The organism is Streptomyces altiplanensis, from assembly GCF_053591575.1.
The window spans coordinates 25,392-48,857 of sequence record NZ_JBSFUB010000013.1 but is presented as its reverse complement, the minus strand read 5'-3'; the positions used below and the strand labels follow the sequence as shown (position 1 = coordinate 48,857).

Here is a 23,466-nt window from a genome sequence, read left to right as displayed (position 1 = left end):
TGCAACAGCCGGTCATTTCGCAGCCGTCGACGTGTCGTCAGGCTCAGAACATCACCAGTTCCCGAGAACCCTGGGCGGTCACCAGCATGGAATCCCTCACCGGACCTCACTCGGCCGATGGCCCGGTCGTCTACCGCTGTCTGCGACTGCTACTCGTCCGGGGTTCCCGCCCTGTCTCTGCACAGGATGCCAAGAGGTGAGGCCTCCCATGTCCGGTACCAGGCAGAGATCACTCCAGAAATACTTCGATCCCGCGCCCCAGTCGGTCGCTCTCGCACGCAACTTCACGGTCACGGCACTGTCCGCCTGGGGCTTGAAAACAGCAGCTGACGACATCCGCTTGTGCGTCTCGGAGCTGGCGTCCAACGCACTCACCCACGGCAGCAGACACGGTCACGGTTTCCTGGTACGCCTGGCGACCGAGGAGGATTTCGTACGCCTGGAGGTGCACGACAGTCGCAACCGTCACGAGTGCGAGCGCCTCCCGCTCGTGCACCACCCGTCCGAGACGGAAACCTCCGGGCGCGGGCTGCTGATCGTTGAAATGCTCGCAGCCGACTGGGGAATCGAGGACCGTCAACCGTACGGCAAGGTCATCTGGTCGCACTTCAAGACCATCGCGGGCGGCTCTCCTGCCTGATACCCATGCCTCACAGCCTGGATGAAGGAAACAAGCCGCTTCGTGTCCGCGCTTGTGCACGTGGCTCTCACGTCATCGCTGACGAGAAGCCTCGTCGGCCTTCTCGCGTTTGCATACAGGGCAGAAGGTCTTGCACCACGCCGGGTCCGCGGCCGTGCTCCTCGGATCGCAAGTCCGGCGTATCTCGCGCCATGCCCGAACTATGTCGGTCGAGTTGATCAGCACCTTGCGAACCTGAGACAGCACAAGCGCCAAGAAACCGAGGAAGGCTGGTATCCCCAGCGTGGCGGCCATCCAGTTCACCACCGCCCACCTCCCGTATGCCGTTTCCCGGCGCAGTGGAGCACCGGGGGAAGCAGCGGTTCTGCAATAAGCGCAGACTGCCACTGCCAGGGAACGAAGTCAGCATCCGAGAAGAAGCTTTTTGTGATCTTCATTGGTGGAAACAGAACTGCGGACGCGGGTCAGCTCCAGCTACCGAAAGTGAGGTGGCGGTGGCTTGCATGCTGCCATTGCAAGAGAGCGCAGTCTTTACCTTCCCAGGTAAATTATCCGGTCAGAGGCACTTGGTGCTCTTCCGCCCAGACAGGTCGGTACGACACAGCCCCCCTCGCATCAAAGCCTGAGCGCCCTCCCAGACCGTGTACGGACCGTGGAAGGGCGCTCAGGCCGCCGGTGATCAGTTGTGGCTGTGCAGTACGTCGTTCAGGCCGCCCCAGACCGCGTTGTTCGGGCGGGCCTCGACGGTGCCGGTCACCGAGTTGCGGCGGAAGAGGATGTTGCTCGCGCCGGACAGCTCGCGGGCCTTGACGACCTGGCCGTCGGGCATCGTGACGCGGGTGCCCGCCGTCACGTACAGGCCCGCCTCGACGACGCACTCGTCGCCGAGCGCGATGCCGACACCCGCCTCGGCGCCGACCAGGCAGCGCTCGCCGATGGTGATGCGGACGTTGCCGCCGCCCGAGAGGGTGCCCATGGTGGACGCGCCGCCGCCGATGTCGGAGCCGTCGCCGACGACCACGCCGGCGGAGATGCGGCCCTCGACCATGGAGGTGCCGAGCGTGCCGGCGTTGAAGTTGACAAAGCCCTCGTGCATCACGGTGGTGCCCTCGGCGAGGTGCGCGCCGAGGCGGACGCGGTCGGCGTCGGCGATGCGGACGCCCTTGGGGGCGACGTAGTCCGTCATGCGCGGGAACTTGTCGACCGAGGTGACCTGGAGGTGCAGGCCCTCGGCGCGGGCGTTCAGCCGTACCGTCTCCAGCTGGTCGACGGCGACCGGGCCGAGCGAGGTCCAGGCGACGTTGGCGAGGAGGCCGAAGACGCCGTCCAGGTTCTGGCCGTGCGGCTGGACCAGACGGTGCGAGAGGAGGTGGAGGCGCAGGTACGCGTCGTGGGCGTCCAGCGGCTTGTCGTCGAGCGAGGCGATGACCGTACGGACGGCGACGACCTCCACGCCGCGGCGGGCGTCGGGGCCGACGGTCTTCGGCGCGGCGGCGCCGAGCAGCTCGGCGGCGCGCTCGGCGGTGAGGCGCTCGGTGCCGGCGGGGCCCGGCTCGGCGACGAGCTCGGGGGCGGGGAACCAGGTGTCGAGGACGGTGCCGTCCGCGGCGAGGGTGGCGAGGCCGGCGGCGACGGCGCCGGTGGTGCGAGTAGCAGTCGTATCGGTCATGTCCGAACGCTAACCGGGACCGGCACGCCGAGGCGAACCGGTCCCGGATGGCGGGCGCCGGCGCCTCCCGAAGCCCTCGGAGAGGGGCGAGGACCCGGGGGCGGGCCCGCACCGCCGCACGCCCGGCACGGCGGGCACGAGCCGGCTGAAGCGGCTGACGCCGGTGGTGGAGCGCGACCGTACCGTACGGTCCGCGAGGTCTTCTGCCGGACACGGACAGCGCGCCGACCGCCGTTCGCGGTCTCAGCCGATGACGCGGGCCAGCATCTCGCGGGCGTACTCCGCGTCGTACGCCGTCCCGGTCAGCAGCACCTGGAGGCAGATCCCGTCCATCAGCGCGACCAGCGCCCGCGCCGTGACCGGGTCGGTGCGCCGCGCCAGCCGGTCCGCCAGGCCCGCGCACCACTCGGCGGCGACAGGGCGCAGCGCGGGCCGGCGCAGCGCGGCCAGGTAGAGCTCGTACTCCAGCTCCACTCCGGTACGGTCCCCGGACAGCCACTCCCCCAGCAACCGGGCGAGTTCGTCCGCGAGATCGGCGTGCGGGTCCTCCAGGGCGCCGCGCGCGCTCACCGCCTTCGCGAAGCCCTCGCCGGCCTGCCGCAGCGCGGCGACCATCAGCTCGTCGAGGGTCCTGAAGTGGTACGTCGTCGAGCCGAGCGGCACATCGGCCTCGGCCGCGGCCGACCGGTGGCTCAGCCCCGCGATGCCCTTGCTCCCGACGACCCGTATCGCGGCGTCGATGATCCGCCGGCGGCGCTCGGGGTCGTGACGGCGGGCCATCAGTGCGCGCCGCCGAGGTTGAGCAGGACGACTCCGACGATGACGAGGGCGATCCCCGACAGCTTGACGGCGTTCGCCGACTCCCCCAGGAAGAACATGCCGATGGCGGCGACGGCCGCGGTGCCGACGCCCGCCCAGATCGCGTAGGCGGTGCCCACCGACATGGTCTTGAGCGTCTGCGCGAGCAGGGTGAAGGCCAGCAGGTAGCCGACGGCGGTGCCGAGCGAGGGCCACAGTCTGGTGAAGCCGTCGCTGTACTTCATGGCCGTGGTCCCGGCCACCTCCGCCGCGATGGCCGCGGCCAGCAGCACATAAGGCATGCGTACGAGTGTACATATCGTTGTGTACGGCCGTACATATCCACGCCCCCAGCGCCGTTCCGCCCGCCACGGGCACCGGTTACGGTGTAGCGCCCGGTCAGGGCACGGAGCACAGCGGAGGGAACGTGGCGCACGATTCGGGCTGGAACGGCCCCCACGGCGGCGGACCGTACGGAGGTCCCCCGCCGCCCGGCTGGGGCGGCGGGTGGGCGCCACCGCCCCGGCCGCCCCAGCCGGGCGTGATCCCGCTCGGCCCGCTCCAGTTCGGAGACCTGCTGGGCGGCACGTTCGCCACGATGGGCCGGTACGGGAAGCAGCTGTTCGGCATAGCCGCGCTGGCGTACGGCGGCGCGCTCCTGGTGGTGGCCGCGACCGCGGCGGTCGCGTTCTCCGCCACCCGCGACGACCTGGAGAAGGTCTTCCGCTCCGGTCCGTACGCCGACCGGTACGGCGATTCCCTCGACTCCGACGCCGCGTGGTCACTGGCGGCCGCCTTCGGCGCGGTGTGGATCGTCGCCGTACTGGCCATGGTGGTCACCACCGCGACCGTCATGGCCACCTGCCCCGCCGTCCTCCAGGACGCGGTGCTCGGCCGCCGTACCACGATCGGCACGGTGTGGCGCCGCGCCCGGCCCCGGGTTCCCGCCGTGATCGGCACGATGCTGCTGCCCTGGATCGCCGCGGCGCTCGTCATGGCGCTGTTCACGGCCAGTTACGTCGCCCTGATCGTTTCCTTGGTCTCGGACGGCGCGTCCGGAACCTGGGCCGCCCTGGGCTTCCTCCTGATGCTCGCGTCCATGCCGGTCGCCGTCTGGGTGTGGGTGCTGTTCAGCCTCGCCCCGGCCGCCGTGGTCTTCGAGTCCCAACCGCCCGTCGCCGCGCTGCGCCGCTCGGCCCGGCTGGTGAAGGGCTCCTGGTGGCGGATCTTCGGCATCACCATGCTGGCCTGGATCATCGCCATGGTCGCGGGCTACATCGTCCAGTTCCCGCTCACGGTCATCGGCGCGATGTCGAGCATGCCCGGCATGGCGGACCTCGGCCCCGAGCCCGGCGTCACGGAGGTCGTCGCCTCGATGGGGACGTACCTGGTGTTCATCCTGCTGGGCAGCATCATCAGCCAGATCATCGCCACCACCTTCCCCCAGCTGGTGACCGGTCTGCTCTACGTCGACCAGCGCATCCGCAAGGAGAACCTGGCCCCGGTCCTCGCCGAGGCCGCGTCCGCATCCTCGTCCGCGTCCTCGCCGGACCGATGACTCCGTCCGGCTGTTTCCTCCCGGCAGCACGGCGAAGAGGCCCCCGGCAGGTGCTTGCCGGGGGCCTCCCGACCGGGCGTACCGGTCTACTGGACCTGCTGGACCGCTGGTCTCAGACGTTGAAGCCGAGCGCGCGAAGCTGCTCGCGGCCGTCGTCCGTGATCTTGTCCGGGCCCCACGGCGGCATCCAGACCCAGTTGATCTTCAGCTCGCTGACGATGCCTTCGGTCGCCGACTTCGCCTGGTCCTCGATGACGTCGGTCAGCGGGCAGGCCGCGGACGTCAGCGTCATGTCGAGCGTGGCGATGTTCGAGTCGTCGATGTGGACGCCGTAGATCAGACCGAGGTTGACGACGTCGATACCCAGCTCCGGGTCGACCACGTCGTACAGCGCCTCGCGGACCTCCTCCTCGGTGGCCGGCTTGGTCGTCACGGTCTCGGTCTCGGTGGGTGTCGCGGTGTTCTCGCTCATGCGGTCTTCCTCTCGGCGCTCTCGCCCAGTGCCTGGGCCGTCGCGTCCTTCCATGCCATCCAGCTCAGCAGAGCACACTTCACACGCGCCGGGTACTTCGAGACACCGGCGAACGCGACCGCGTCCTCCAGCACCTCCTCCATCGCGTCGTCCGGCTCGATCTGGCCCTTGGACTGCATCAGCTCCAGGAAGGTCGCCTGGATCTTCTGCGCCTCGGCCAGCTCCTTGCCGACCAGCAGATCGTTCAGCACGGAGGCGCTGGCCTGGCTGATGGAGCAGCCCTGGCCCTCGTACGAGACGTCCTCGACGGTGTCACCGGCGTACTTCACGCGGAGCGTGATCTCGTCGCCGCACGTCGGGTTGACGTGGTGCACCTCGGCGTCGCCGTCCCGCAAGCCCCGCCCGTGCGGGTGCTTGTAGTGGTCCAGGATGACTTCCTGGTACATCGAATCAAGCTTCACGATCCCCGTCCTCAGCCGAAGAAGTTCCGGACGTGCTCCAGGCCCTCGACGAGGGCATCGACCTCGGCCGGCGTGGAGTACAGATAGAACGACGCTCGCGTGGTCGCAGGAATTCCGTACCGCAGGCAGACGGGCCGCGCGCAGTGGTGTCCGACCCGGACCGCGATGCCCAGCTCGTCGAGGACCTGACCCACGTCGTGCGGGTGGATGTCGCCGAGCGTGAAGGAGATCGTCGCCCCGCGGTCCTCGGCCGTCGTCGGGCCGATGATCCGCAGGCCCTCGACCTCCTTGAGCCGCTTGATCGCGTACTCCGTGATCGCGTGCTCGTGCGCCGCGATCTTGTCCATGCCGATCGCGGTGAGGTAGTCCACGGCCGCGCCGAGGCCGACGGCCTGGGCGATCGGGGGCGTACCCGCCTCGAACTTGTGCGGAGCCGGAGCGTACGTCGACGAGCTCATCGACACGGTCTCGATCATCTCGCCGCCGCCGAGGAACGGCGGGAGGTCCTCCAGCAGCTCCTGGCGTCCCCAGAGCACGCCGATGCCGGTCGGGCCGACCATCTTGTGTCCGGTGAAGGCCACGAAGTCGGCCTGGAGCGCCTGTACGTCGAGGATCATGTGCGGCGCGGCCTGCGAGGCATCGATGCAGACCAGCGCGCCGACCTCCTGGGCGCGGCGGATGATCGCCTCGACCGGGTTGACCGTGCCCATGATGTTCGAGACCAGCGTGAAGGAGACGATCTTCGTCTTCTCGGTGATGACCTCGTCGATGTCCGACAGGTCGAGACGGCCCTCGTCGGTGATGCCGAACCACTTCAGCTTCGCGCCCGTGCGCTGCGAGAGCAGCTGCCACGGCACGATGTTGGAGTGGTGCTCCATCTCCGTGATGACGATCTCGGTCTCGGCGTCCACGCGGTAGGGCTCGTCGGCCCAGCCCAGCATGTTCGCCACGAGGTTGAGCGACTCCGAGGCGTTCTTGGTGAAGATGACCTCGTCGCGGCTCGGCGCGTTGATGAAGGCGGCGACCTTGTCGCGGGCGCCCTCGTACAGCGCCGTGGCCTCCTCGGCGAGCACGTGGACGCCACGGTGGACGTTGGCGTTGCTCTGCTCGTAGTACGCGTTCAGCGCGTCGAGTACCTGGCGGGGCTTCTGCGAAGTCGCCGCGTTGTCCAGGTAAACGATCTTCTTCCCGTCGTGGACCACACGATCCAGCAGGGGGAAGTCCTTGCGGATCGCCTCGGTGTCGAGAAGGCCCGGCAGCTGTGTCACGCGGTTACGCCACCCTTCGTGTACTCCTCGTAGCCCTCGGCCTCGAGCTTGTCGGCAAGCTCCGGGCCACCGGACGCGACGATCTTGCCCTTGGCGAAGACGTGCACGAAGTCCGGCTTGATGTAGCGCAGGATGCGCGTGTAGTGCGTGATCAGCAGCGTGCCGACCTCGCCGCTCGCGTGGACGCGGTTGACGCCCTCGGAGACCTGGCGCAGGGCGTCGACGTCGAGGCCGGAGTCGGTCTCGTCGAGGATCGCGATCTTCGGCTTGAGGAGCTCCAGCTGGAGGATCTCGTGGCGCTTCTTCTCACCGCCGGAGAAGCCCTCGTTGACGTTGCGCTCGGCGAAGGCCGGGTCCATCTGGAGCTGCTCCATCGCGGACTTGACCTCCTTCACCCAGGTGCGCAGCTTGGGGGCCTCGCCGCGGATCGCCGTCGCCGACGTACGCAGGAAGTTGGAGACCGAGACGCCGGGGACCTCGACCGGGTACTGCATGGCGAGGAACATGCCGGCACGGGCGCGCTCGTCGACGGACATCTCCAGGACGTCCTCGCCGTCGAGGGTGACGGTGCCGCTGGTGATCGTGTACTTGGGGTGACCGGCGATCGAGTACGCGAGGGTGGACTTGCCGGAGCCGTTGGGGCCCATGATGGCGTGGGTCTCGCCCTGCTTCACGGTCAGGTCGACGCCCTTGAGGATCTCCTTGGTGGAGTTGTCGGCCTCGACGGAAACGTGCAGGTCGCGGATTTCAAGCGTTGCCATGGGTGTCTCAGGACTCCTGGGTGACGGAGACGAGCACATCGTCCCCTTGGATCTTGACGGGGTATACGGGGACGGGGCGCGTCGCGGGAAGGCCGGAGGGCTTGCCGGTGCGGAGGTCGAAGCTCGATCCGTGCAGCCAGCACTCGATCATGCAGTCCTCCACCTCGCCCTCCGAGAGGGAGACGTTCGCGTGCGAGCAGATGTCGTGGATCGCGTACACCTCGCCCTCGGTGCGGACGACGGACACCGGCGTGCCGTCGAGCTCCACCCGTTTCGGGGTGTCGTCCTCCAGCTCGCTCAGCGCACAGGCTTTGACGAAGGCCATCAGACGGACGCCTCCAGCTCGGCGTCGATCTTGGCGAGGAGGCGCTCCTCGACGTCGGGCAGACCGATCTGCTGGACGAGCTCCGCGAAGAAGCCGCGGACGACGAGGCGGCGGGCCTCGCCGGCCGGGATGCCGCGCGACATGAGGTAGAAGAGCTGCTCGTCGTCGAAGCGGCCGGTCGCCGAGGCGTGGCCGGCGCCGACGATCTCACCGGTCTCGATCTCCAGGTTGGGGACCGAGTCGACGCGCGCGCCGTCCGTGAGGACGAGGTTGCGGTTCATCTCGTACGTGTCGGTGCCCTCGGCGGCGGCCTCGATGAGGACGTCACCGATCCACACGGCGTGTGCGCCGTCGCCCTGGAGCGCGCCCTTGTAGACGACGTTCGACTTGCAGTGCGGCACGTTGTGGTCGACGAGGAGGCGGTGCTCCTGGTGCTGGCCCCGGTCGGTGAAGTACAGGCCGAACAGCTCGGCCTCGCCGCCGGTGCCGGCGTAGCTCACGCGCGGGTGGAGACGTACGACGTCGCCGCCGAAGGTCACCACGACCGACTTGAACGAGGCGTCGCGGCCGATCAGCGCGTTGTGCTGCGCGACGTGCACGGCGGTGTCGTCCCAGTCCTGGACGGACACGACGGTCAGCTTCGCGCCGTCGCCGAGGACGAAGTCGACGTTGGCGGCGAGCACGGCGTCACCGGTGTGGTCGATGACGACGACAGCCTCGGCGAAGGCGCCCAGCTCCACGACCTGGTGGGAGAAGACGGTCCCGCCCTGGCCGTGCACGGCGATGCGGATCGGCTCGTCGAGGACCGTCTCCTTGGGGACGGTCACGACCGAGGCCTTCTCGAACGACGAGTACGCCTGCGCGGCGACCCGGTCCACCGGCTTGCCGGCCTTGCCCAGACGCGGGTCGTCACGGTCCACCGTCTCCTGGGTGACGCCCGCGGGGGTGGTCACCTCGACGCGGATGCCGCCGTCGGCGACCGCGGTCCCGTCGTGCAGTCCGCGCAGGCGGTCCAGCGGGGTGAACCGCCATTCCTCCTCGCGGCCGTGCGGGACGGGGAAGGCCGCCACGTCGTACGACGGAGGCGCACTCATGCGCGTGGCGACGGTGGACTCGGCGGCCACCGCGATCGAGCCGGCGGTGGTGGATCCCACCGGGATGTTCTGAGCCTCAGCCATGGCTGTCGTAGTGCTCTCTCTCTGGGTCGTGAGGTAAGTCGCTGCGGGGGACGGGGGCCTTAGCCGACCGAACCCTCCATCTGCAGCTCGATCAGCCGGTTGAGCTCCAGGGCGTACTCCATGGGCAGCTCCTTGGCGATCGGCTCGACGAAGCCGCGCACGATCATCGCCATGGCCTCGAACTCGGTCATGCCGCGGCTCATCAGGTAGAAGAGCTGGTCCTCGGAGACCTTGGAGACGGTCGCCTCGTGTCCCATGGACACGTCGTCCTCGCGCACGTCGACGTACGGGTACGTGTCCGAGCGGGAGATCGTGTCGACGAGCAGCGCGTCGCAGAGCACGTTCGACTTGGAGCCGGGGGCTCCCTCGCCGATCTCGATCAGACCGCGGTAGGAGGTGCGGCCGCCGCCTCGCGCCACCGACTTGGAGACGATGTTGGAGGAGGTGTTCGGCGCCATGTGGACCATCTTGGCGCCGGCGTCCTGGTGCTGGCCCTCGCCCGCGAAGGCGATCGACAGGGTCTCGCCCTTCGCGTGCTCGCCCATCAGGTAGACGGCCGGGTACTTCATCGTCACCTTGGAGCCGATGTTGCCGTCGACCCACTCCATGGTCGCGCCCTCGTACGCCACGGCGCGCTTGGTGACCAGGTTGTAGACGTTGTTCGACCAGTTCTGGATCGTCGTGTAGCGGCAGCGGCCGCCCTTCTTGACGATGATCTCCACGACGGCGCTGTGCAGCGAGTCGGAGGAGTAGATCGGGGCGGTGCAGCCCTCGACGTAGTGGACGTAGGCGTCCTCGTCGACGATGATCAGCGTCCGCTCGAACTGGCCCATGTTCTCCGTGTTGATGCGGAAGTAGGCCTGGAGCGGGATGTCGACGTGCACGCCCTTGGGTACGTAGATGAACGATCCGCCGGACCACACGGCCGAGTTCAGCGACGCGAACTTGTTGTCGCCGACCGGGATGACCGTGCCGAAGTACTCCTGGAAGAGCTCCGGGTGCTCCTTGAGCGCGGTGTCCGTGTCGAGGAAGATGACGCCCTGCTCCTCCAGGTCCTCGCGGATCTGGTGGTAGACGACCTCGGACTCGTACTGCGCGGCGACACCGGCGACGAGGCGCTGCTTCTCCGCCTCGGGGATGCCGAGCTTGTCGTACGTGTTCTTGATGTCCTCCGGCAGGTCCTCCCAGGACTCCGCCTGCTTCTCGGTGGACCGCACGAAGTACTTGATGTTGTCGAAGTCGATGCCCGACAGGTCGGAGCCCCAGCTCGGCATGGGCTTCTTGCCGAACAGCTTGAGGCCCTTGAGCCGCAGCTTCAGCATCCACTCCGGCTCGTTCTTCTTCGCCGAGATGTCGCGTACGACGTCCTCGGAGAGGCCGCGCTTGGCAGTGGCGCCGGCCGCGTCGGAGTCGGCCCAGCCGAATTCGTACGTACCCAGGCCCTCGAGTTCGGGGTGGGCAGTCTCCGTGGGGAGAGTCATGCGGGGTTCCTCCCGGCCGTACTTGCAGATGCTGAATGAGTGGTCTGTGCTGTGCTGCTGCTACTGCGCGGAATGAACGTCGTGCACACCCCGTCGCCGTGGGCGATGGTGGCCAGACGCTGCACATGCGTCCCGAGCAGTTCGGAGAAGAACTCGGTCTCCGCCTCGCACAGCTGCGGATACTGCTCGGCGACATGGGCGACCGGGCAGTGGTGCTGGCAGAGCTGCTCTCCGACCGGTGCGTTACGCGCCGTAGCAGCGTACCCGTCGGCCGACAAAGCCCTGGCAAGCGCCTCGGTCCGCTCCTCGGGCGCGACGGCCTCGACCGCCTCGCGGTACGCCCCGGCCTGGGCGGCGAACCGCGCACGGGCGAAGGCGGCCACCGCGGCCTCACCTTTTTCGCCACCGCCCGCCGCCTGGGAGATCCAGTGCAGCGCGTCGGCGGCGAGCTTGTCGTAGGACTGGTCGAAGGCGTCCCTGCCGCAGTCGGTGAGCGCGAAGACCTTCGCGGGCCTGCCACGGGTCCTGGTGCCGTACACGCGCTGCTCGCGGGGCTCGACGACGTTCTCGGCGACGAGCGAATCGAGGTGGCGGCGGACGGCGGCCTGGGTGAGGCCGAGGCGCTTCGCGAGATCGGCGGCGGTGGACGGGCCGTGATCCAGGACGGACCGCGCGATCCGGTTGCGCGTGGAGCGCTCACCGGTCGCGAGCTCCTCCTGCGGAGGCTCCGTCGAACTCACAGCGTTTTTCACAACGCCATTGTTGCGTAATTCCGAGGAGGGTGACAACCCACGTCCTGATCAAGCTCCGGTGGAGTGCATCACTTAGGTACACCTAACCTGACCTGCGGAAATGATCAGCCCGGCCATGGCCTGGCGGTGGCTCCAGGACGCTGAACACCTGGTCAGCGCGGGTGCTCCGGAGCCCCGCGCAGCGGAGCCACGCCCCCTCTTTAGACTTCACGTCATGAGAAGCGAGCCCGTCGTCCAGGTCACAGGACTGGTCAAGCGGTACGGAACCAAGACCGCGGTCGACGGCCTCGATCTGGAGGTGCGCGCGGGCTCCGTCACCGCCGTCCTCGGCCCCAACGGAGCCGGGAAGACCACCACGGTCGAGACCTGCGAGGGCTACCGCAGGCCGGACGCCGGGACCGTGCGCGTCCTCGGTCTCGACCCGGTCGCCGACGCGGCGCGGCTGCGTCCCCGGATCGGGGTGATGCTCCAGTCCGGCGGCGTGTACTCGGGGGCCAGGGCCGACGAGATGCTGCGCCACATGGCCGCGCTGCACGCCCACCCGCTGGACGTCGGCGCGCTGATCGAGCGCCTCGGGCTCGGCAGCTGCGGCCGTACGACGTACCGGCGGCTCTCGGGCGGGCAGCAGCAGCGGCTCGCCCTGGCGATGGCCGTCGTCGGCCGCCCCGAACTGGTCTTCCTCGACGAGCCGACCGCCGGCCTGGACCCGCAGGCCCGCCGGTCCACCTGGGATCTCGTGGGCGAGCTCCGCGAGGACGGCGTCAGCACCGTCCTCACCACCCACTTCATGGACGAGGCCGAGCAGCTCGCCGACGACGTCGCGATCATCGACGCGGGCCGGGTCGTCGCCCAGGGCAGCCCCGAGGAGCTGTGCCGCGGCGGCGCGGAGAACACCCTGCGCTTCACCGGGCGCCCCGGGCTCGACATCGCGTCCCTGCTCAAGGCGTTGCCCGTGGGCACCCTGGCGGCCGAGCTGACGCCCGGGACGTACCGGATCACCGGCAAGGTCGACCCTCAGCTGCTGGCCACCGTCACCTCCTGGTGCGCACAGCACGGCGTGATGCCCAGCGGCATCTCCGTCGAGCGGCACTCCCTGGAGGACGTCTTCCTCGAGCTGACCGGTAAGGACCTCCGTTCATGAGCATCGGTACGTACACACCGCGGCCCGGAGCGGCCCCGCTGCCCCGGATGATCGCGGCGCAGACCCTCTTCGAGACGAAGATGCTGCTGCGCAACGGCGAACAGCTGCTGCTGACGGTGATCATCCCGGCGCTGCTGCTGGTGCTGTTCTCGTCCGTCGACATCATCACCGTGCCGGTGGGGACCGCGGAGGGCCCGGGCAGGTCCGTCGACTTCCTCGCCCCGGGCGTCCTGGCGCTCGCCGTCATGTCCACCGCCTTCACCGGGCAGGCGATCGCGACCGGCTTCGAGCGCCGGTACGGCGTGCTCAAGCTGCTGGGCACCTCCCCACTGCCCCGCTGGGCGCTGATGACGGCGAAGACCCTGTCGGTACTCGTCACCGAGGTCCTCCAGGTGGCCCTTCTCACCGCGATCGCCTTCGGTCTCGGCTGGTCCCCGCACGGCAGCCCGTTCGCCGTGTTCCTCCTCCTCGTCCTCGGTACGGCGGCCTTCTCCGGTCTCGGCCTGCTGATGGCCGGCACCCTCAGGGCCGAGGCGACCCTGGCCGCCGCCAACCTGGTCTTCCTGCTGCTGCTGGTGGGCGGTGGCGTGATCGTTCCGCTCGACAAGTTCCCGGACGCGGTCCGGTCGGTGCTCGGCCTGCTGCCGATCTCGGCGCTGTCGGACGGCCTGCGCGACGTGCTCCAGCACGGCGCGGCCATTCCGTGGAGCGGCCTCGGGATCCTCGCGGTGTGGGCGGTCCTGGGGCTGGGCGCGGCCGCCCGTTTCTTCCGCTGGGAGTAAGGAACGTCCGTTCCGCACCCCCCTCGTGAATTCCTGCACAAGCTTCGTCCTACGATGGTTGCCGTGTTGACCCCCCTCGCCCTCATCGCGCGGCGCTGGACGCCCACCCCCCGCATCCTCCGGCGCGCCGCGCTCGCCCCCGTCGTGATGACCGTCGTCATCATCGTCACGGGCGGCGCGGTACGACTGACCGGATCCGGCCTCGGCTGCGACACCTGGCCCAAGTGCACCGACGACAGCCTCTTCGCGACGCCCGAACAGGGCATCCACGGCGCGATCGAGTTCGGCAACCGCATGCTGACGTACGTCCTGTCGGCCGCGGTCGGCTGGGCGATCATCGCGGCCCGGTCCACGAAGCCCTGGCGGCGCGGTCTCACCCGCCTCGGGTGGCTCCAGTTCTGGATCGTGCTGGGCAACGCCGTCCTCGGCGGCATCACGGTCTGGGCGGGTCTGAACCCCTGGACCGTCGCCGGTCACTTCCTCCTCGCCAACGCCCTCCTCACGGTCGCCGTGATCACCTGGCAGCGCACCCGCGAGGGCGACACCGCCCCCAGGCCGCGCGTCCCGCGCCCCGTCCGCAAGCTGTCCTGGGCGCTCCTCGTCACCTCGGGGCTCCTGATCGCCCTGGGTACGACGGTGACCGGTTCGGGCAAGCACGCCGGTGACAGCAGCGACGTACCGCGCATGCCGTGGGACTGGATCGACGCCGCTCACGTGCACGCCGCGGCCGCCTGGGTCGTCTGCGCGCTGGCCATCGCCATGTGGTTCGTCCTGCGCGTGGTGGACGCCCCGGACGACACCCGGGCGCGCGCCCGCGACCTGCTGATCGTCCTGCTGGCGCAGGGTGCCGTCGGCTACGTCCAGTTCTTCACCGAGGTCCCCGAGATCCTGGTCGGCGTCCACATGCTCGGCTCGTCCCTGATGTGGATCGCGGTACTGCGGCTGGCGCTGAGCCTGCGCGAGCGCCCGCTCGAAGCCCCGGCTCCGCTGCCCGCCGTCCAGCCCGGCTCATCGGTGGCCGCCACCGTCTGACGGCCGCCCGTCGGCCAGCCCGTAGACGCGGCGGGCATGGCCCGCCGCGATCATCCCCGCCACCCGTTCGGCGTCCGTCCGCGACCACGCGCCGTCACCGGCCCAGCCGCCGAGCACCCTGCCCAGCGCCTCACGGAACAGCCGGCCCCGGCCCGGCGTCCGGCCGGCCAGCGCCCCGCCGCCCCGCGCACCTCGCCGGGCCCCGGCGGATGCGGTGCGAGGGCGAGTCCGTGCCGTACGCCCGCCACGGAGGTGAAGGCCACGGCGGTCCCCGCCGCGCCGTGCACGCCCTCGGCGAGGTTGGCGAGGAAGCTCTCGACGGTTCCGGACGTGTCGGCGACCTGCTCGGCGAGCAGGTCCAGACGCACGATTCTCCCGGGCCTGGGCGGCGCCGGCCGCCACTGTCTCGGCGGGTCCCGTGAGAGATCCCCCGGCGGCCCGGTGTCCACCAGGTGGGTGGCGATCCCGGTGCCCCTCAGCAGCCGCCTCCCGGTCTCCAGTACGCCCAGTTCCCTGCGGCGCGCGAGATAGCGCGCGGGCGGGCAGTGCGGTTCGAGGCCGGGGAGCGGCGGACACCAGCGGCGTACGGCGAAGTCCGTCCGGGTGTCGAAGAAGGTGGTGCCGGGCGCGGGCGGCGCGGGGGTCGTGGCGAGGCAGGTCTCGAAGGTGCCGAGGCCCAGCTCCGTACGGAGCACTCCGTGGCAGTACTGGTCCACCGGGGAAGGCGTTTCGATCATCCGGGGCTCCTGTGGTGGACGTGCTTCCACAGGCTCTAACGGGTGACCCCCGCGTCAGGTGTTGCTAGGCGCTCCGCGGCAGGTCGTTGGACGGGCCGCCGACCTGGATGCCGGCCATCCGGCTCCACTCGTACGGTCCCGTGCGCACCTTGGCCGCGAAGTCGCCGTCGAAGGACTCGTGGAGCGTGATCCCGGCCTTCTCGGCGGCGCTCTGCGCGACGGCGTGGGAGGGGGCCACGAGATCGCCCCAGCCGCCGTCCCCGCCGACGAGCACGATGCGGGTGCCCATCTGTCCGAGGTGCGCGAGCTGGCCCTCGGCGCCGCCGTGCCGCTTGGCGAAGGCGGTGATCTCCTTGGCGAGCTTCGCCGCCTTGCGCTCTGCCTGCTTCGTGTCTGCCATGCCCACGATGCTACCGACGGGTAGATCGGGGGTCCAGGGCAGGTTCTCTAGCGCAGGAAGGGGTCCACCGCGACGGCGACGAAGAGCAGCGAGACATAGGTGATGGACCAGTGGAACAGCCGCATCTCCTTGAGCTTGCCGCCGGTCACCCCGGACTTCGCGCGGGACTGGAGCCCGTGCGCCTCCTTGAGCCACCAGCCGCCGGACACGAGGGCGACCACGGTGTAGAACCAGCCGGTGTAGCCCAGCGGGGTCAGCAGCAGCGAGACCGCGACCATCACCCAGCTGTAGGCGACGATCTGGCGGGCCACGACCTTGTTGGAGGCGATGACGGGGAGCATCGGGACGCCCACCCGCGCGTAGTCCTCCTTCACCTTCATCGACAGCGGCCAGTAGTGCGGCGGCGTCCAGAAGAAGATGACCATGAACAGGATGACGGCGGCCCAGGACATCGAATTGGTGACCGCGGACCAGCCGATGAGGACCGGCAGGCAGCCGGCGATGCCGCCCCAGACGATGTTCTGCGCGGTACGCCGCTTGAGGATCATCGTGTAGACGACGACGTAGAAGAGGAGAGCACCGAGCGACAGCGCGGCGGACAGCCAGTTGACGAGCAGCCCGAACCAGAGGGTCGAGATCACGCCCAGGCTGATGCCGAAAACGAGGCATTCGCGCGGACTGACCATGCCGGTGACCAGTGGCCGCTGCGACGTACGGTCCATCAGCGCGTCGATGTCGCGGTCGATGTACATGTTCAGCGCGTTGGCGCCGCCGGCCGACAGGTAGCCGCCGAGGCAGGTCACCAGGACCAGCCACAGGTCGGGCACGCCCTGTTCGGCCAGGAACATGACCGGGACGGTGGTGATCAGCAGCAGTTCGATGATCCGAGGCTTGGTCAGTGCCACGAACGCCTTGACCCGGGCTCCGAACGGCCGATGGCCTCCCGGGCTGGGAGTCAAGGCGACCCCTGCGGGTCGGGACTCGACGGCCGTCACGCACACCCCTGACAGAGAAATTCCAGCAAGCTCCGGACGTGAAGGCCCGGTAAAGACTTGCGCGTACCACGCCACTCTAGACGTTGCCCATACTTCGTTCTCCGCCGGGGTGGGGTCGTGTTGAGTGGGGTACTCACCGGCTTCCCGGCGGGCTGTCCCGCCCGCCGGGAGGCGAAGACCGCGAACGCCCCGCACCCTGGGCCGTGCCCGCTCTTTTGGAGGACGCGAGGCCGAAATGAGCGGGTTCTTGCGGGGGTAGGCTCAACATCGCCCGGTGCGCCTATCCAGTACCGGGATTCGACATGTGGAGAGGAGCCCTGACTCAGGGTGAGCACCAAGCCGACCACCACAGATCTCGAGTGGACCGAATTGGACCAGCGGGCTGTCGACACCGCCCGCGTCCTGGCCATGGATTCCGTACAGAAGGTCGGCAACGGCCACCCTGGTACGGCCATGAGCCTGGCCCCGGCCGCGTATGTGCTGTTCCAGAAGCTGATGCGGCACGACCCCAATGACGCGAACTGGACCGGGCGCGACCGATTCGTCCTCTCTCCTGGTCACACCAGCCTGACGCTCTACATCCAGCTCTACATGGCCGGCTACGGCCTGGAGCTGGACGACCTGAAGGCGTTCCGCACCTGGGGCAGCCTGACGCCGGGTCACCCCGAGCACGGGCACACGACCGGGGTGGAGACCACGACCGGGCCGCTGGGCCAGGGCATCGCCAACGCCGTGGGCATGGCGATGGCCGCCCGCTACGAGCGCGGTCTGTTCGACCCGGAGGCCGCCGCGGGCGCCTCCCCGTTCGACCACACCATCTGGGCGATCGTCTCCGACGGCGACCTGGAGGAGGGTGTCTCGGCCGAGGCGTCCTCGCTCGCGGGCCACCAGAAGCTCGGAAACCTCGTCGCCCTGTACGACGACAACCACATCTCGATCGAGGGCGACACCGAGACCGCCTTCTCCGAGGACGTCCTCAAGCGGTACGAGGCGTACGGCTGGCACGTCCAGCGCATCGAGCAGAACGCCAACGGCGACTTCGACGTCCAGGCGCTGCACGCGGCGCTGAAGGCCGCGCAGGACGAGACCGAGCGCCCCTCGCTCATCGCGGCGCGCACGATCATCGCCTGGCCCGCCCCCAACGCGCAGAACACCGAGGCCTCGCACGGCTCGGCACTGGGCGAGGAGGAGATCGCGGCCACCAAGCGCGTGCTGGGCTTCGACCCCGAGCAGCACTTCCAGGTCGACGAGGACGTCTTCGCGCACGTGCGCAAGGCGGGCGAGCGCGGCCGTGAGGCGCACGCCGCCTGGGACAAGCAGTTCCAGGAGTGGCGCAACGCCAACGCCGAGCGCGCCGCCACGTTCGACCGCATCGCCGCGGGCGAGCTGCCCGAGGGCTGGGAGAAGTCGGTCCCGGTCTTCGAGCCCGGCAAGGCCGTGGCGACCCGCGCCGCGTCCGGCAAGGTCCTCCAGGCGCTCGGCGGGGTCATCCCCGAGCTGTGGGGCGGTTCCGCCGACCTCGCCGGCTCGAACAACACGACGATCGACAAGACGTCGTCGTTCCTGCCGGTCGGCAACCCGCTGCCGGAGGCGGACCCGTACGGCCGTACGGTCCACTTCGGCATCCGCGAGCACGCCATGGGCTCGACGATGAACGGCATCGCGCTGCACGGCAACACGCGCATCTACGGCGGCACCTTCCTGGTGTTCTCCGACTACATGCGCCCCGCCGTCCGCCTCGCCGCGCTGATGAAGCTGCCCGTGACGTACGTGTGGACGCACGACTCCATCGGTCTGGGCGAGGACGGCCCGACGCACCAGCCGGTCGAGCACATGGCCGCGCTGCGCGCCATCCCGGGCCTGAACATGGTCCGCCCGGCCGATGCCAACGAGACCGCGATCGCCTGGCGCGAGATCCTGCGGCGCAACGACGCCCCGCACGGTCTGGCCCTGACCCGTCAGGGCGTGCCGACCTACGAGTGCAACGAGGACGCCGCGCGCGGCGGATACGTGCTCTTCGAGGCCGAGGGCGGCACTCCGCAGGTCGTCCTGATCGGCACCGGCTCCGAGGTCCAGCTCGCCGTCGAGGCCCGCGAGCAGCTCCAGGCCGCCGGCATCCCGACCCGTGTGGTCTCCATGCCGTCGATCGAGTGGTTCGAGGAGCAGGACCAGGGGTACCGCGACAGCGTGCTGCCGCCCTCCGTCAAGGCCCGTGTGGCGGTCGAGGCGGGCATCGCCCTGACCTGGTACCGCTACGTCGGCGAGGCCGGCCGCATCGTCTCGCTGGAGCACTTCGGCGCTTCCGCGGACGCCAAGGTGCTCTTCCGGGAGTTCGGCTTCACCGCGGACGCGGTCACGGCCGCGGCCCGGGAATCGCTGGCCGCCGCTACCCGCTGACGCCGGTACATACGACAAGTAGGAGATGCAACTCTCATGACAGACGCACTCAAGCGCCTCTCCGACGAAGGCGTCGCGATCTGGCTTGACGACCTTTCGCGCAAGCGGATCACGTCCGGCAACCTCGCCGAGCTGATCGACCAGCAGCACGTCGTGGGCGTCACCACCAACCCGTCGATCTTCCAGAAGGCGATCTCGCAGGGCGACGGTTACGACCAGCAGCTCAGCGACCTGGCCGCCCGCGAGGTCACCGTCGAAGAAGCCATCCGCATGATCACGACGGCTGACGTGAGGGACGCCGCCGACATCCTGCGGCCGGTCTTCGACGCGACCGGCGGCCAGGACGGCCGCGTGTCGATCGAGGTCGACCCGCGCCTGGCGCACAACACCAAGGCGACGACGGCCGAGGCCAGGCAGCTCGCCTGGCTGGTGGACCGTCCGAACACCCTGATCAAGATCCCGGCCACCGAGGCGGGCATCCCGGCGATCGCCGAGACCATCGGTCTGGGCATCAGCGTCAACGTGACGCTGATCTTCTCGCTGGAGCGCTACCGCAAGGTCATGGACGCCTACCTGACCGGTCTGGAGAAGGCGAAGGCCGCGGGCCTGGACCTCTCCGAGATCCACTCGGTGGCCTCGTTCTTCGTGTCCCGCGTGGACACCGAGATCGACAAGCGTCTCGACGGCATCGGCACGGACGAGGCCAAGGCGCTCAAGGGCAAGGCCGCCCTCGCCAACGCCCGTCTGGCGTACCAGGCGTACGAGGAGGTCTTCTCCTCGGACCGCTGGGCCGCCCTGGACCGGGCCGGCGCCAACAAGCAGCGTCCGCTGTGGGCCTCGACCGGCGTCAAGGACCCGGCGTACAAGGACACGCTGTACGTCGAGGACCTCGTCGCCCCCGGCACGGTGAACACCATGCCCGAGGCGACGCTGGAAGCGACCGCCGACCACGGCACCATCACGGGCAACACGATCGCAGGCACCTACGAGCAGGCGCGCGCCGAGCTCGACGCCGTCGAGAAGCTCGGGATCTCCTACGACGACGTGGTGCAGCTGCTCGAGGACGAGGGCGTCGACAAGTTCGAGGCGTCCTGGAACGACCTGCTCAAGTCGACCGAGGCGGAGCTCAAGCGCCTCGCCCCTTCGGAGGCCTAAAAATTGTCCAGCAGCAATCCGCTGCGTGACGCTCAGGACCGACGGCTCCCGCGTATCGCGGGGCCGTCGGGCCTGGTCATCTTTGGCGTCACGGGCGATTTGTCACGTAAAAAGCTGATGCCCGCCGTGTACGACCTGGCCAATCGCGGCCTGCTGCCACCGGGCTTCTCCCTCATCGGCTTCGCCCGGCGCGACTGGGAGAACGAGGACTTCACCCAGATCGTCCACGACGCCGTCAAGGAACACGCCCGCACGCCCTTCCGCGAGGAAGTCTGGCAGCAGCTGATCCAGGGCATGCGCTTCGTCCAGGGCAACTTCGACGACGACGCCGCGTTCGAGACGCTCAAGTCCACCATTCAGGAGCTGGACAAGGCACAGGGCACCGGCGGCAACTTCGCCTTCTACCTGTCCGTGCCCCCGAAGTTCTTCCCCAAGGTCGTCCAGCAGCTCAAGAAGCACGGCCTGGCCGACCAGAAGGAAGGCTCCTGGCGGCGGGCCGTCATCGAGAAGCCCTTCGGCCACGACCTGGCCTCCGCGCAGGAGCTGAACCGGATCGTCCACGAGGTCTTCCCGGCCAACGAGGTCTTCCGGATCGACCACTACCTGGGCAAGGAAACGGTCCAGAACATCATGGCGCTGCGCTTCGCCAACCAGATGTTCGAGCCGCTGTGGAACCGGTCGTACGTCGACCACGTCCAGATCACGATGGCCGAGGACATCGGCATCGGCGGCCGCGCCGGCTACTACGACGGCATCGGCGCCGCCCGCGACGTCATCCAGAACCACCTCCTCCAGCTGCTCGCGCTGACCGCCATGGAGGAGCCCGCATCCTTCGATGCGGACGCGCTGGTCGCCGAGAAGACCAAGGTGCTCGGCGCCGTCAAGCTCCCCAAGGACCTGGGCCGGGAGACCGTGCGCGGGCAGTACGCGGCGGGCTGGCAGGGCGGCGCGAAGGCCGTCGGCTACCTCCAGGAAGAGGGCATCGACCCCAAGTCGAAGACCGACACCTACGCCGCGATCAAGCTGGAGATCGACAACCGCCGCTGGGCGGGCGTCCCGTTCTACCTCCGCACCGGCAAGCGCCTCGGCCGCCGTGTCACCGAGATCGCGGTCATCTTCCAGCGCGCCCCGCACTCCCCCTTCGACCACACGGCCACGGAAGAGCTGGGGCAGAACGCCCTGGTCATCCGCGTCCAGCCGGACGAGGGCGTCACGGTCCGTTTCGGCTCCAAGGTGCCGGGCACCTCGATGGAGGTGCGGGACGTGTCGATGGACTTCGCGTACGGCGAGTCCTTCACCGAGTCCAGCCCCGAGGCGTACGAGCGCCTGATCCTGGACGTCCTGCTCGGCGACGCCAACCTCTTCCCGCGTCTGGAGGAGGTCGAACAGTCCTGGCGCATCCTCGACCCGATCGAGGAGTACTGGGACACCCACGGCAAGCCCGCGCAGTACCCGGCCGGTACCTGGGGCCCGGTCGAGGCGGACGAAATGCTCGCACGAGACGGACGGAGCTGGCGTCGGCCATGAAAATCGACCTGACGGACACCACGTCCAGCAAGATCAACAAGGCTCTCGTCCAGGGCCGCCGTGCCATCGGCACGCCGGCCGTGGGCATGGTCCTCACGCTGGTCATCGTCACCGACGAGGAGAACGCGTACGACGCGCTCAAGGCGGCCAACGAGGCCTCCCGCGAGCACCCCTCGCGCACCCTCGTCGTCATCAAGCGGGTCTCGCGCTCGCCGCGCGACCGCGCCAAGGCACGCCTCGACGCCGAAGTGCGGGTGGGCACGGCGGCGGGCACCGGCGAGACGGTGATCCTGCGGCTGTATGGCGAGGTCATCAACCACGCGCAGTCGGTGGTGCTGCCGCTGCTGCTGCCGGACGCCCCCGTCGTGGTGTGGTGGGCGGCCAACGCGCCGCTCGACCCGGCGCACGACCCGCTCGGCGCGCTCGCGCAGCGCCGCGTCACGGACACGTACGCCGCCGAGCACCCGGTCGATGAGCTGAGGGCGCGCGCCGAGGCCTACACGCCGGGCGACACCGACCTGTCGTGGACGCGCATCACGCCGTGGCGCTCGATGCTCGCGGCCGCGCTGGACCAGGTGGAGTGCGAGGTCACCTCGGTGGAGGTGGAGGGCGAGGAGTTCAACCCGAGCGTCGAGCTGCTCGGCATGTGGCTCGCCGACCGGCTTCGCGTACCCGTGAAGCGTTCCGTGTCTTCCGGCCCGGGCCTGACCGGCGTGAAGATGGAGACCAACTGCGGCCCGATCAAGCTCGACCGGGCGGACGGCTCGCTGGCCTCCCTGTCCATCGAGGGGCAGCCGGACCGCGCGGTGGCGCTCAAGCGGCGGGAGACCTCCGAGCTGATCGCCGAGGAACTGCGCAGGCTCGACCCGGACGACACCTACGCGGCGACGCTGAAGTTCGGTGTCGACCGGCTCGGTGAGAGCCCGGAGAGCAGGACGGCCTCGCCGGCGGCCGAAGCGGACGAGCCCGCCGCTGCCACCAAGCCCGCGAAGAAGTCGGCCTCGTCCTCGGCCCCGGCTTCCTCCTCGGCCTCCAAGAAGGCGGCGTCGAAGTGAGGCCACCCCAGCTTGTCGTCCACCACGACAAGGAGCTGATGGCGCAGGCCGCGGCGGCGCGGCTGATCACCAAGGTCGTGGACGCCCAGACCTCGCGCGGCTCGGCGTCGGTGGTACTGACGGGCGGCCGCAACGGCAACGGCCTGCTGGCCGCGCTCGCCTCGGCTCCGGCCAGGGACGCGATCGACTGGTCGCGCCTGGACCTGTGGTGGGGCGACGAGCGCTTCCTCCCCGCCGGGGACCCGGAGCGCAACCACACCCAGGCGTGCGAGGCGCTGCTGGACGCGGTGCCGCTGGACCCTGCCCGGGTCCACGCGATGCCGGCTTCGGACGGCGTGTTCGGGGCCGACGTGGACGCGGCAGCCGCTGCGTACGCCGCCGAGCTGGCCTCGGCGGCGGGGCCCGAGGACCACGGCCCCGTCCCGACGTTCGACGTCCTGATGCTGGGTGTGGGCCCCGACACGCACGTGGCGTCGCTCTTCCCGGAGCTCCCGGCGGTCCGTGAGACGGACCGTACGGTGGTGGGCGTCCACGGTGCCCCCAAGCCCCCGCCCACCCGCATCACGCTCACGCTGCCCGCGATCCGCGCGGCACGCGAGGTGTGGCTGCTGGCGGCGGGCGAGGACAAGGCGAAGGCCGCGGTCGTCGCGCTGTCGGGCGCCGGGGAGATCCAGGCCCCGGCGGCGGGCGCATATGGCCGTCGCCGGACGCTGTGGCTCCTGGACGACGCGGCGGCCTCCCAGCTCCCGCGCGACCTCTACCGCCCGGCTTCGGCCTGATCCGCCGCTCCGGCACGGCCACGGCCCGGTCCGCCCCAAGGGCGGCCCGGGCCGTGGCTTTTCCCCTCTGTTCGCCCGTGGGCCCCGGGGCCCCGTGCAAGGC

The 23,466-nt window shown here is 69.6% G+C and carries 23 protein-coding genes and 1 pseudogene; 10 read left to right on the top strand and 14 right to left on the bottom strand.

What is annotated here, in order from left to right; translation table 11 throughout:
* Nucleotides 1-208: 208 nt before the first annotated feature.
* Complete coding sequence (locus ACWD0Y_RS09220; RefSeq protein ID WP_450259744.1) at nucleotides 209-640, top strand: ATP-binding protein; 432 nt, start codon at nucleotides 209-211, stop codon at nucleotides 638-640.
* A 679-nt stretch (nucleotides 641-1,319) separates the two neighbouring features.
* On the opposite strand, the gene dapD is transcribed toward ACWD0Y_RS09220, so the two are convergent.
* The 3 genes from dapD to ACWD0Y_RS09205 all read right to left on the bottom strand — a co-directional run bounded on the left by dapD (nucleotide 1,320) and on the right by ACWD0Y_RS09205 (nucleotide 3,409).
* On the bottom strand, nucleotides 1,320-2,309 hold the full coding sequence (gene dapD / locus ACWD0Y_RS09215) for a 2,3,4,5-tetrahydropyridine-2,6-dicarboxylate N-succinyltransferase (RefSeq protein ID WP_093801416.1): 990 nt from the start codon (nucleotides 2,307-2,309) through the stop codon (nucleotides 1,320-1,322).
* Between the two features lie 243 nt (nucleotides 2,310-2,552).
* Complete coding sequence (locus ACWD0Y_RS09210) at nucleotides 2,553-3,089, bottom strand: TetR/AcrR family transcriptional regulator (protein WP_450259743.1); 537 nt, start codon at nucleotides 3,087-3,089, stop codon at nucleotides 2,553-2,555.
* Nucleotides 3,089-3,409, bottom strand: coding sequence for a DMT family transporter (locus ACWD0Y_RS09205; RefSeq protein WP_450259742.1), 321 nt, complete (start codon nucleotides 3,407-3,409; stop codon nucleotides 3,089-3,091). Before ACWD0Y_RS09205 ends, ACWD0Y_RS09210 begins: the two co-directional genes overlap by 1 nt.
* Before the next feature lie 125 nt (nucleotides 3,410-3,534).
* Between ACWD0Y_RS09205 and ACWD0Y_RS09200 the strand changes: the two genes are divergently transcribed.
* Nucleotides 3,535-4,665, top strand: coding sequence for a DUF7847 domain-containing protein (locus ACWD0Y_RS09200; RefSeq protein WP_450259741.1), 1,131 nt, complete (start codon nucleotides 3,535-3,537; stop codon nucleotides 4,663-4,665).
* Nucleotides 4,666-4,777: 112 nt separating this feature from the next.
* Here ACWD0Y_RS09200 and ACWD0Y_RS09195 read toward each other — a convergent pair whose 3' ends face one another.
* Genes ACWD0Y_RS09195 through ACWD0Y_RS09160 form a run of 8 tightly spaced genes read right to left on the bottom strand, consistent with a single transcriptional unit; the run spans nucleotide 4,778 to nucleotide 11,363 of the window.
* On the bottom strand, nucleotides 4,778-5,137 hold the full coding sequence (locus tag ACWD0Y_RS09195) for a metal-sulfur cluster assembly factor (RefSeq protein ID WP_093801412.1): 360 nt from the start codon (nucleotides 5,135-5,137) through the stop codon (nucleotides 4,778-4,780).
* On the bottom strand, nucleotides 5,134-5,598 hold the full coding sequence (gene sufU / locus ACWD0Y_RS09190; protein WP_093801411.1) for a Fe-S cluster assembly sulfur transfer protein SufU: 465 nt from the start codon (nucleotides 5,596-5,598) through the stop codon (nucleotides 5,134-5,136). The genes ACWD0Y_RS09195 and sufU overlap by 4 nt, the downstream gene beginning before the upstream one ends.
* Nucleotides 5,599-5,609: 11 nt before the next feature.
* Nucleotides 5,610-6,866 carry a cysteine desulfurase gene (locus ACWD0Y_RS09185; protein ID WP_450259740.1) on the bottom strand — a complete coding sequence of 419 codons (1,257 nt, stop codon included), beginning with the start codon at nucleotides 6,864-6,866 and terminating at the stop codon, nucleotides 5,610-5,612.
* Nucleotides 6,863-7,627 carry a Fe-S cluster assembly ATPase SufC gene (sufC, locus tag ACWD0Y_RS09180; RefSeq protein WP_450259739.1) on the bottom strand — a complete coding sequence of 255 codons (765 nt, stop codon included), beginning with the start codon at nucleotides 7,625-7,627 and terminating at the stop codon, nucleotides 6,863-6,865. The genes ACWD0Y_RS09185 and sufC overlap by 4 nt, the downstream gene beginning before the upstream one ends.
* A 7-nt stretch (nucleotides 7,628-7,634) precedes the next feature.
* On the bottom strand, nucleotides 7,635-7,952 hold the full coding sequence (locus ACWD0Y_RS09175; RefSeq protein ID WP_450259738.1) for a bifunctional 3-phenylpropionate/cinnamic acid dioxygenase ferredoxin subunit: 318 nt from the start codon (nucleotides 7,950-7,952) through the stop codon (nucleotides 7,635-7,637).
* A complete protein-coding gene (sufD, locus tag ACWD0Y_RS09170; RefSeq protein ID WP_450259737.1) occupies nucleotides 7,952-9,130 on the bottom strand; it encodes a Fe-S cluster assembly protein SufD in 1,179 nt (392 codons plus the stop codon). Before sufD ends, ACWD0Y_RS09175 begins: the two co-directional genes overlap by 1 nt.
* 59 nt (nucleotides 9,131-9,189) lie before the next feature.
* Entirely contained in the window at nucleotides 9,190-10,611 is a 1,422-nt protein-coding gene (gene sufB, locus ACWD0Y_RS09165) for a Fe-S cluster assembly protein SufB (protein ID WP_450259736.1), read from the bottom strand.
* On the bottom strand, nucleotides 10,608-11,363 hold the full coding sequence (locus ACWD0Y_RS09160; RefSeq protein ID WP_450259735.1) for a helix-turn-helix transcriptional regulator: 756 nt from the start codon (nucleotides 11,361-11,363) through the stop codon (nucleotides 10,608-10,610). The genes sufB and ACWD0Y_RS09160 overlap by 4 nt, the downstream gene beginning before the upstream one ends.
* Before the next feature lie 214 nt (nucleotides 11,364-11,577).
* Between ACWD0Y_RS09160 and ACWD0Y_RS09155 the strand changes: the two genes are divergently transcribed.
* From ACWD0Y_RS09155 to ACWD0Y_RS09145, 3 genes are read left to right on the top strand one after another with little or no spacing between them, the layout of a single operon-like run.
* The gene (locus tag ACWD0Y_RS09155; RefSeq protein ID WP_450259734.1) at nucleotides 11,578-12,504 is read left to right on the top strand and encodes an ABC transporter ATP-binding protein; all 927 of its coding nucleotides are present in this window, start codon (nucleotides 11,578-11,580) and stop codon (nucleotides 12,502-12,504) included.
* A complete protein-coding gene (locus ACWD0Y_RS09150; protein ID WP_450259733.1) occupies nucleotides 12,501-13,286 on the top strand; it encodes an ABC transporter permease in 786 nt (261 codons plus the stop codon). Before ACWD0Y_RS09155 ends, ACWD0Y_RS09150 begins: the two co-directional genes overlap by 4 nt.
* 54 nt (nucleotides 13,287-13,340) lie before the next feature.
* Nucleotides 13,341-14,318, top strand: coding sequence for a COX15/CtaA family protein (locus ACWD0Y_RS09145; protein ID WP_450259732.1), 978 nt, complete (start codon nucleotides 13,341-13,343; stop codon nucleotides 14,316-14,318).
* A gap of 134 nt (nucleotides 14,319-14,452) precedes the next feature.
* Here the strand turns inward: ACWD0Y_RS09145 and ACWD0Y_RS09140 are convergent.
* The 3 genes and pseudogenes from ACWD0Y_RS09140 to ACWD0Y_RS09130 all read right to left on the bottom strand — a co-directional run.
* Nucleotides 14,453-15,055, bottom strand: a pseudogene (locus ACWD0Y_RS09140) (amidohydrolase); the annotation flags it as partial.
* Nucleotides 15,056-15,119: 64 nt separating this feature from the next.
* A complete protein-coding gene (locus ACWD0Y_RS09135) occupies nucleotides 15,120-15,455 on the bottom strand; it encodes a hypothetical protein (protein ID WP_450259731.1) in 336 nt (111 codons plus the stop codon).
* Between the two features lie 47 nt (nucleotides 15,456-15,502).
* Nucleotides 15,503-16,456, bottom strand: a complete 954-nt coding sequence (locus tag ACWD0Y_RS09130; protein WP_450259730.1) for a heme o synthase — start codon at nucleotides 16,454-16,456, stop codon at nucleotides 15,503-15,505.
* A 321-nt stretch (nucleotides 16,457-16,777) separates the two neighbouring features.
* Between ACWD0Y_RS09130 and tkt the strand changes: the two genes are divergently transcribed.
* Genes tkt through pgl form a run of 5 tightly spaced genes read left to right on the top strand, consistent with a single transcriptional unit; the run spans nucleotide 16,778 to nucleotide 23,363 of the window.
* Nucleotides 16,778-18,847, top strand: a complete 2,070-nt coding sequence (gene tkt, locus ACWD0Y_RS09125; RefSeq protein WP_450259729.1) for a transketolase — start codon at nucleotides 16,778-16,780, stop codon at nucleotides 18,845-18,847.
* 36 nt (nucleotides 18,848-18,883) lie between these two features.
* On the top strand, nucleotides 18,884-20,002 hold the full coding sequence (gene tal / locus ACWD0Y_RS09120; protein WP_450259728.1) for a transaldolase: 1,119 nt from the start codon (nucleotides 18,884-18,886) through the stop codon (nucleotides 20,000-20,002).
* A gap of 3 nt (nucleotides 20,003-20,005) precedes the next feature.
* Nucleotides 20,006-21,529 (top strand): glucose-6-phosphate dehydrogenase, encoded by a 1,524-nt coding sequence (gene zwf / locus ACWD0Y_RS09115; RefSeq protein WP_450259727.1) that lies wholly within the window; start codon nucleotides 20,006-20,008, stop codon nucleotides 21,527-21,529.
* Nucleotides 21,526-22,584, top strand: coding sequence for a glucose-6-phosphate dehydrogenase assembly protein OpcA (gene opcA / locus ACWD0Y_RS09110; protein ID WP_450259726.1), 1,059 nt, complete (start codon nucleotides 21,526-21,528; stop codon nucleotides 22,582-22,584). The genes zwf and opcA overlap by 4 nt, the downstream gene beginning before the upstream one ends.
* On the top strand, nucleotides 22,581-23,363 hold the full coding sequence (gene pgl / locus ACWD0Y_RS09105) for a 6-phosphogluconolactonase (RefSeq protein ID WP_450259725.1): 783 nt from the start codon (nucleotides 22,581-22,583) through the stop codon (nucleotides 23,361-23,363). The genes opcA and pgl overlap by 4 nt, the downstream gene beginning before the upstream one ends.
* Nucleotides 23,364-23,466 lie beyond the last annotated feature (103 nt).

Excerpts from the sequence above, each read along its gene's own strand:
- ACWD0Y_RS09220 (WP_450259744.1), top strand. The coding sequence starts at position 209 with ATGTCCGGTACCAGGCAGAGATCACTCCAGAAATACTTCGATCCCGCG.
- dapD (WP_093801416.1), bottom strand. The coding sequence starts at position 2,309 with ATGACCGATACGACTGCTACTCGCACCACCGGCGCCGTCGCCGCCGGC.
- ACWD0Y_RS09210 (WP_450259743.1), bottom strand. The coding sequence starts at position 3,089 with ATGGCCCGCCGTCACGACCCCGAGCGCCGCCGGCGGATCATCGACGCC.
- ACWD0Y_RS09205 (WP_450259742.1), bottom strand. The coding sequence starts at position 3,409 with ATGCCTTATGTGCTGCTGGCCGCGGCCATCGCGGCGGAGGTGGCCGGG.
- ACWD0Y_RS09195 (WP_093801412.1), bottom strand. The coding sequence starts at position 5,137 with ATGAGCGAGAACACCGCGACACCCACCGAGACCGAGACCGTGACGACC.
- sufC (WP_450259739.1), bottom strand. The coding sequence starts at position 7,627 with ATGGCAACGCTTGAAATCCGCGACCTGCACGTTTCCGTCGAGGCCGAC.
- ACWD0Y_RS09175 (WP_450259738.1), bottom strand. The coding sequence starts at position 7,952 with ATGGCCTTCGTCAAAGCCTGTGCGCTGAGCGAGCTGGAGGACGACACC.
- sufD (WP_450259737.1), bottom strand. The coding sequence starts at position 9,130 with ATGGCTGAGGCTCAGAACATCCCGGTGGGATCCACCACCGCCGGCTCG.
- sufB (WP_450259736.1), bottom strand. The coding sequence starts at position 10,611 with ATGACTCTCCCCACGGAGACTGCCCACCCCGAACTCGAGGGCCTGGGT.
- ACWD0Y_RS09155 (WP_450259734.1), top strand. The coding sequence starts at position 11,578 with ATGAGAAGCGAGCCCGTCGTCCAGGTCACAGGACTGGTCAAGCGGTAC.
- ACWD0Y_RS09150 (WP_450259733.1), top strand. The coding sequence starts at position 12,501 with ATGAGCATCGGTACGTACACACCGCGGCCCGGAGCGGCCCCGCTGCCC.
- ACWD0Y_RS09145 (WP_450259732.1), top strand. The coding sequence starts at position 13,341 with ATGGTTGCCGTGTTGACCCCCCTCGCCCTCATCGCGCGGCGCTGGACG.
- ACWD0Y_RS09135 (WP_450259731.1), bottom strand. The coding sequence starts at position 15,455 with ATGGCAGACACGAAGCAGGCAGAGCGCAAGGCGGCGAAGCTCGCCAAG.
- tal (WP_450259728.1), top strand. The coding sequence starts at position 18,884 with ATGACAGACGCACTCAAGCGCCTCTCCGACGAAGGCGTCGCGATCTGG.
- opcA (WP_450259726.1), top strand. The coding sequence starts at position 21,526 with ATGAAAATCGACCTGACGGACACCACGTCCAGCAAGATCAACAAGGCT.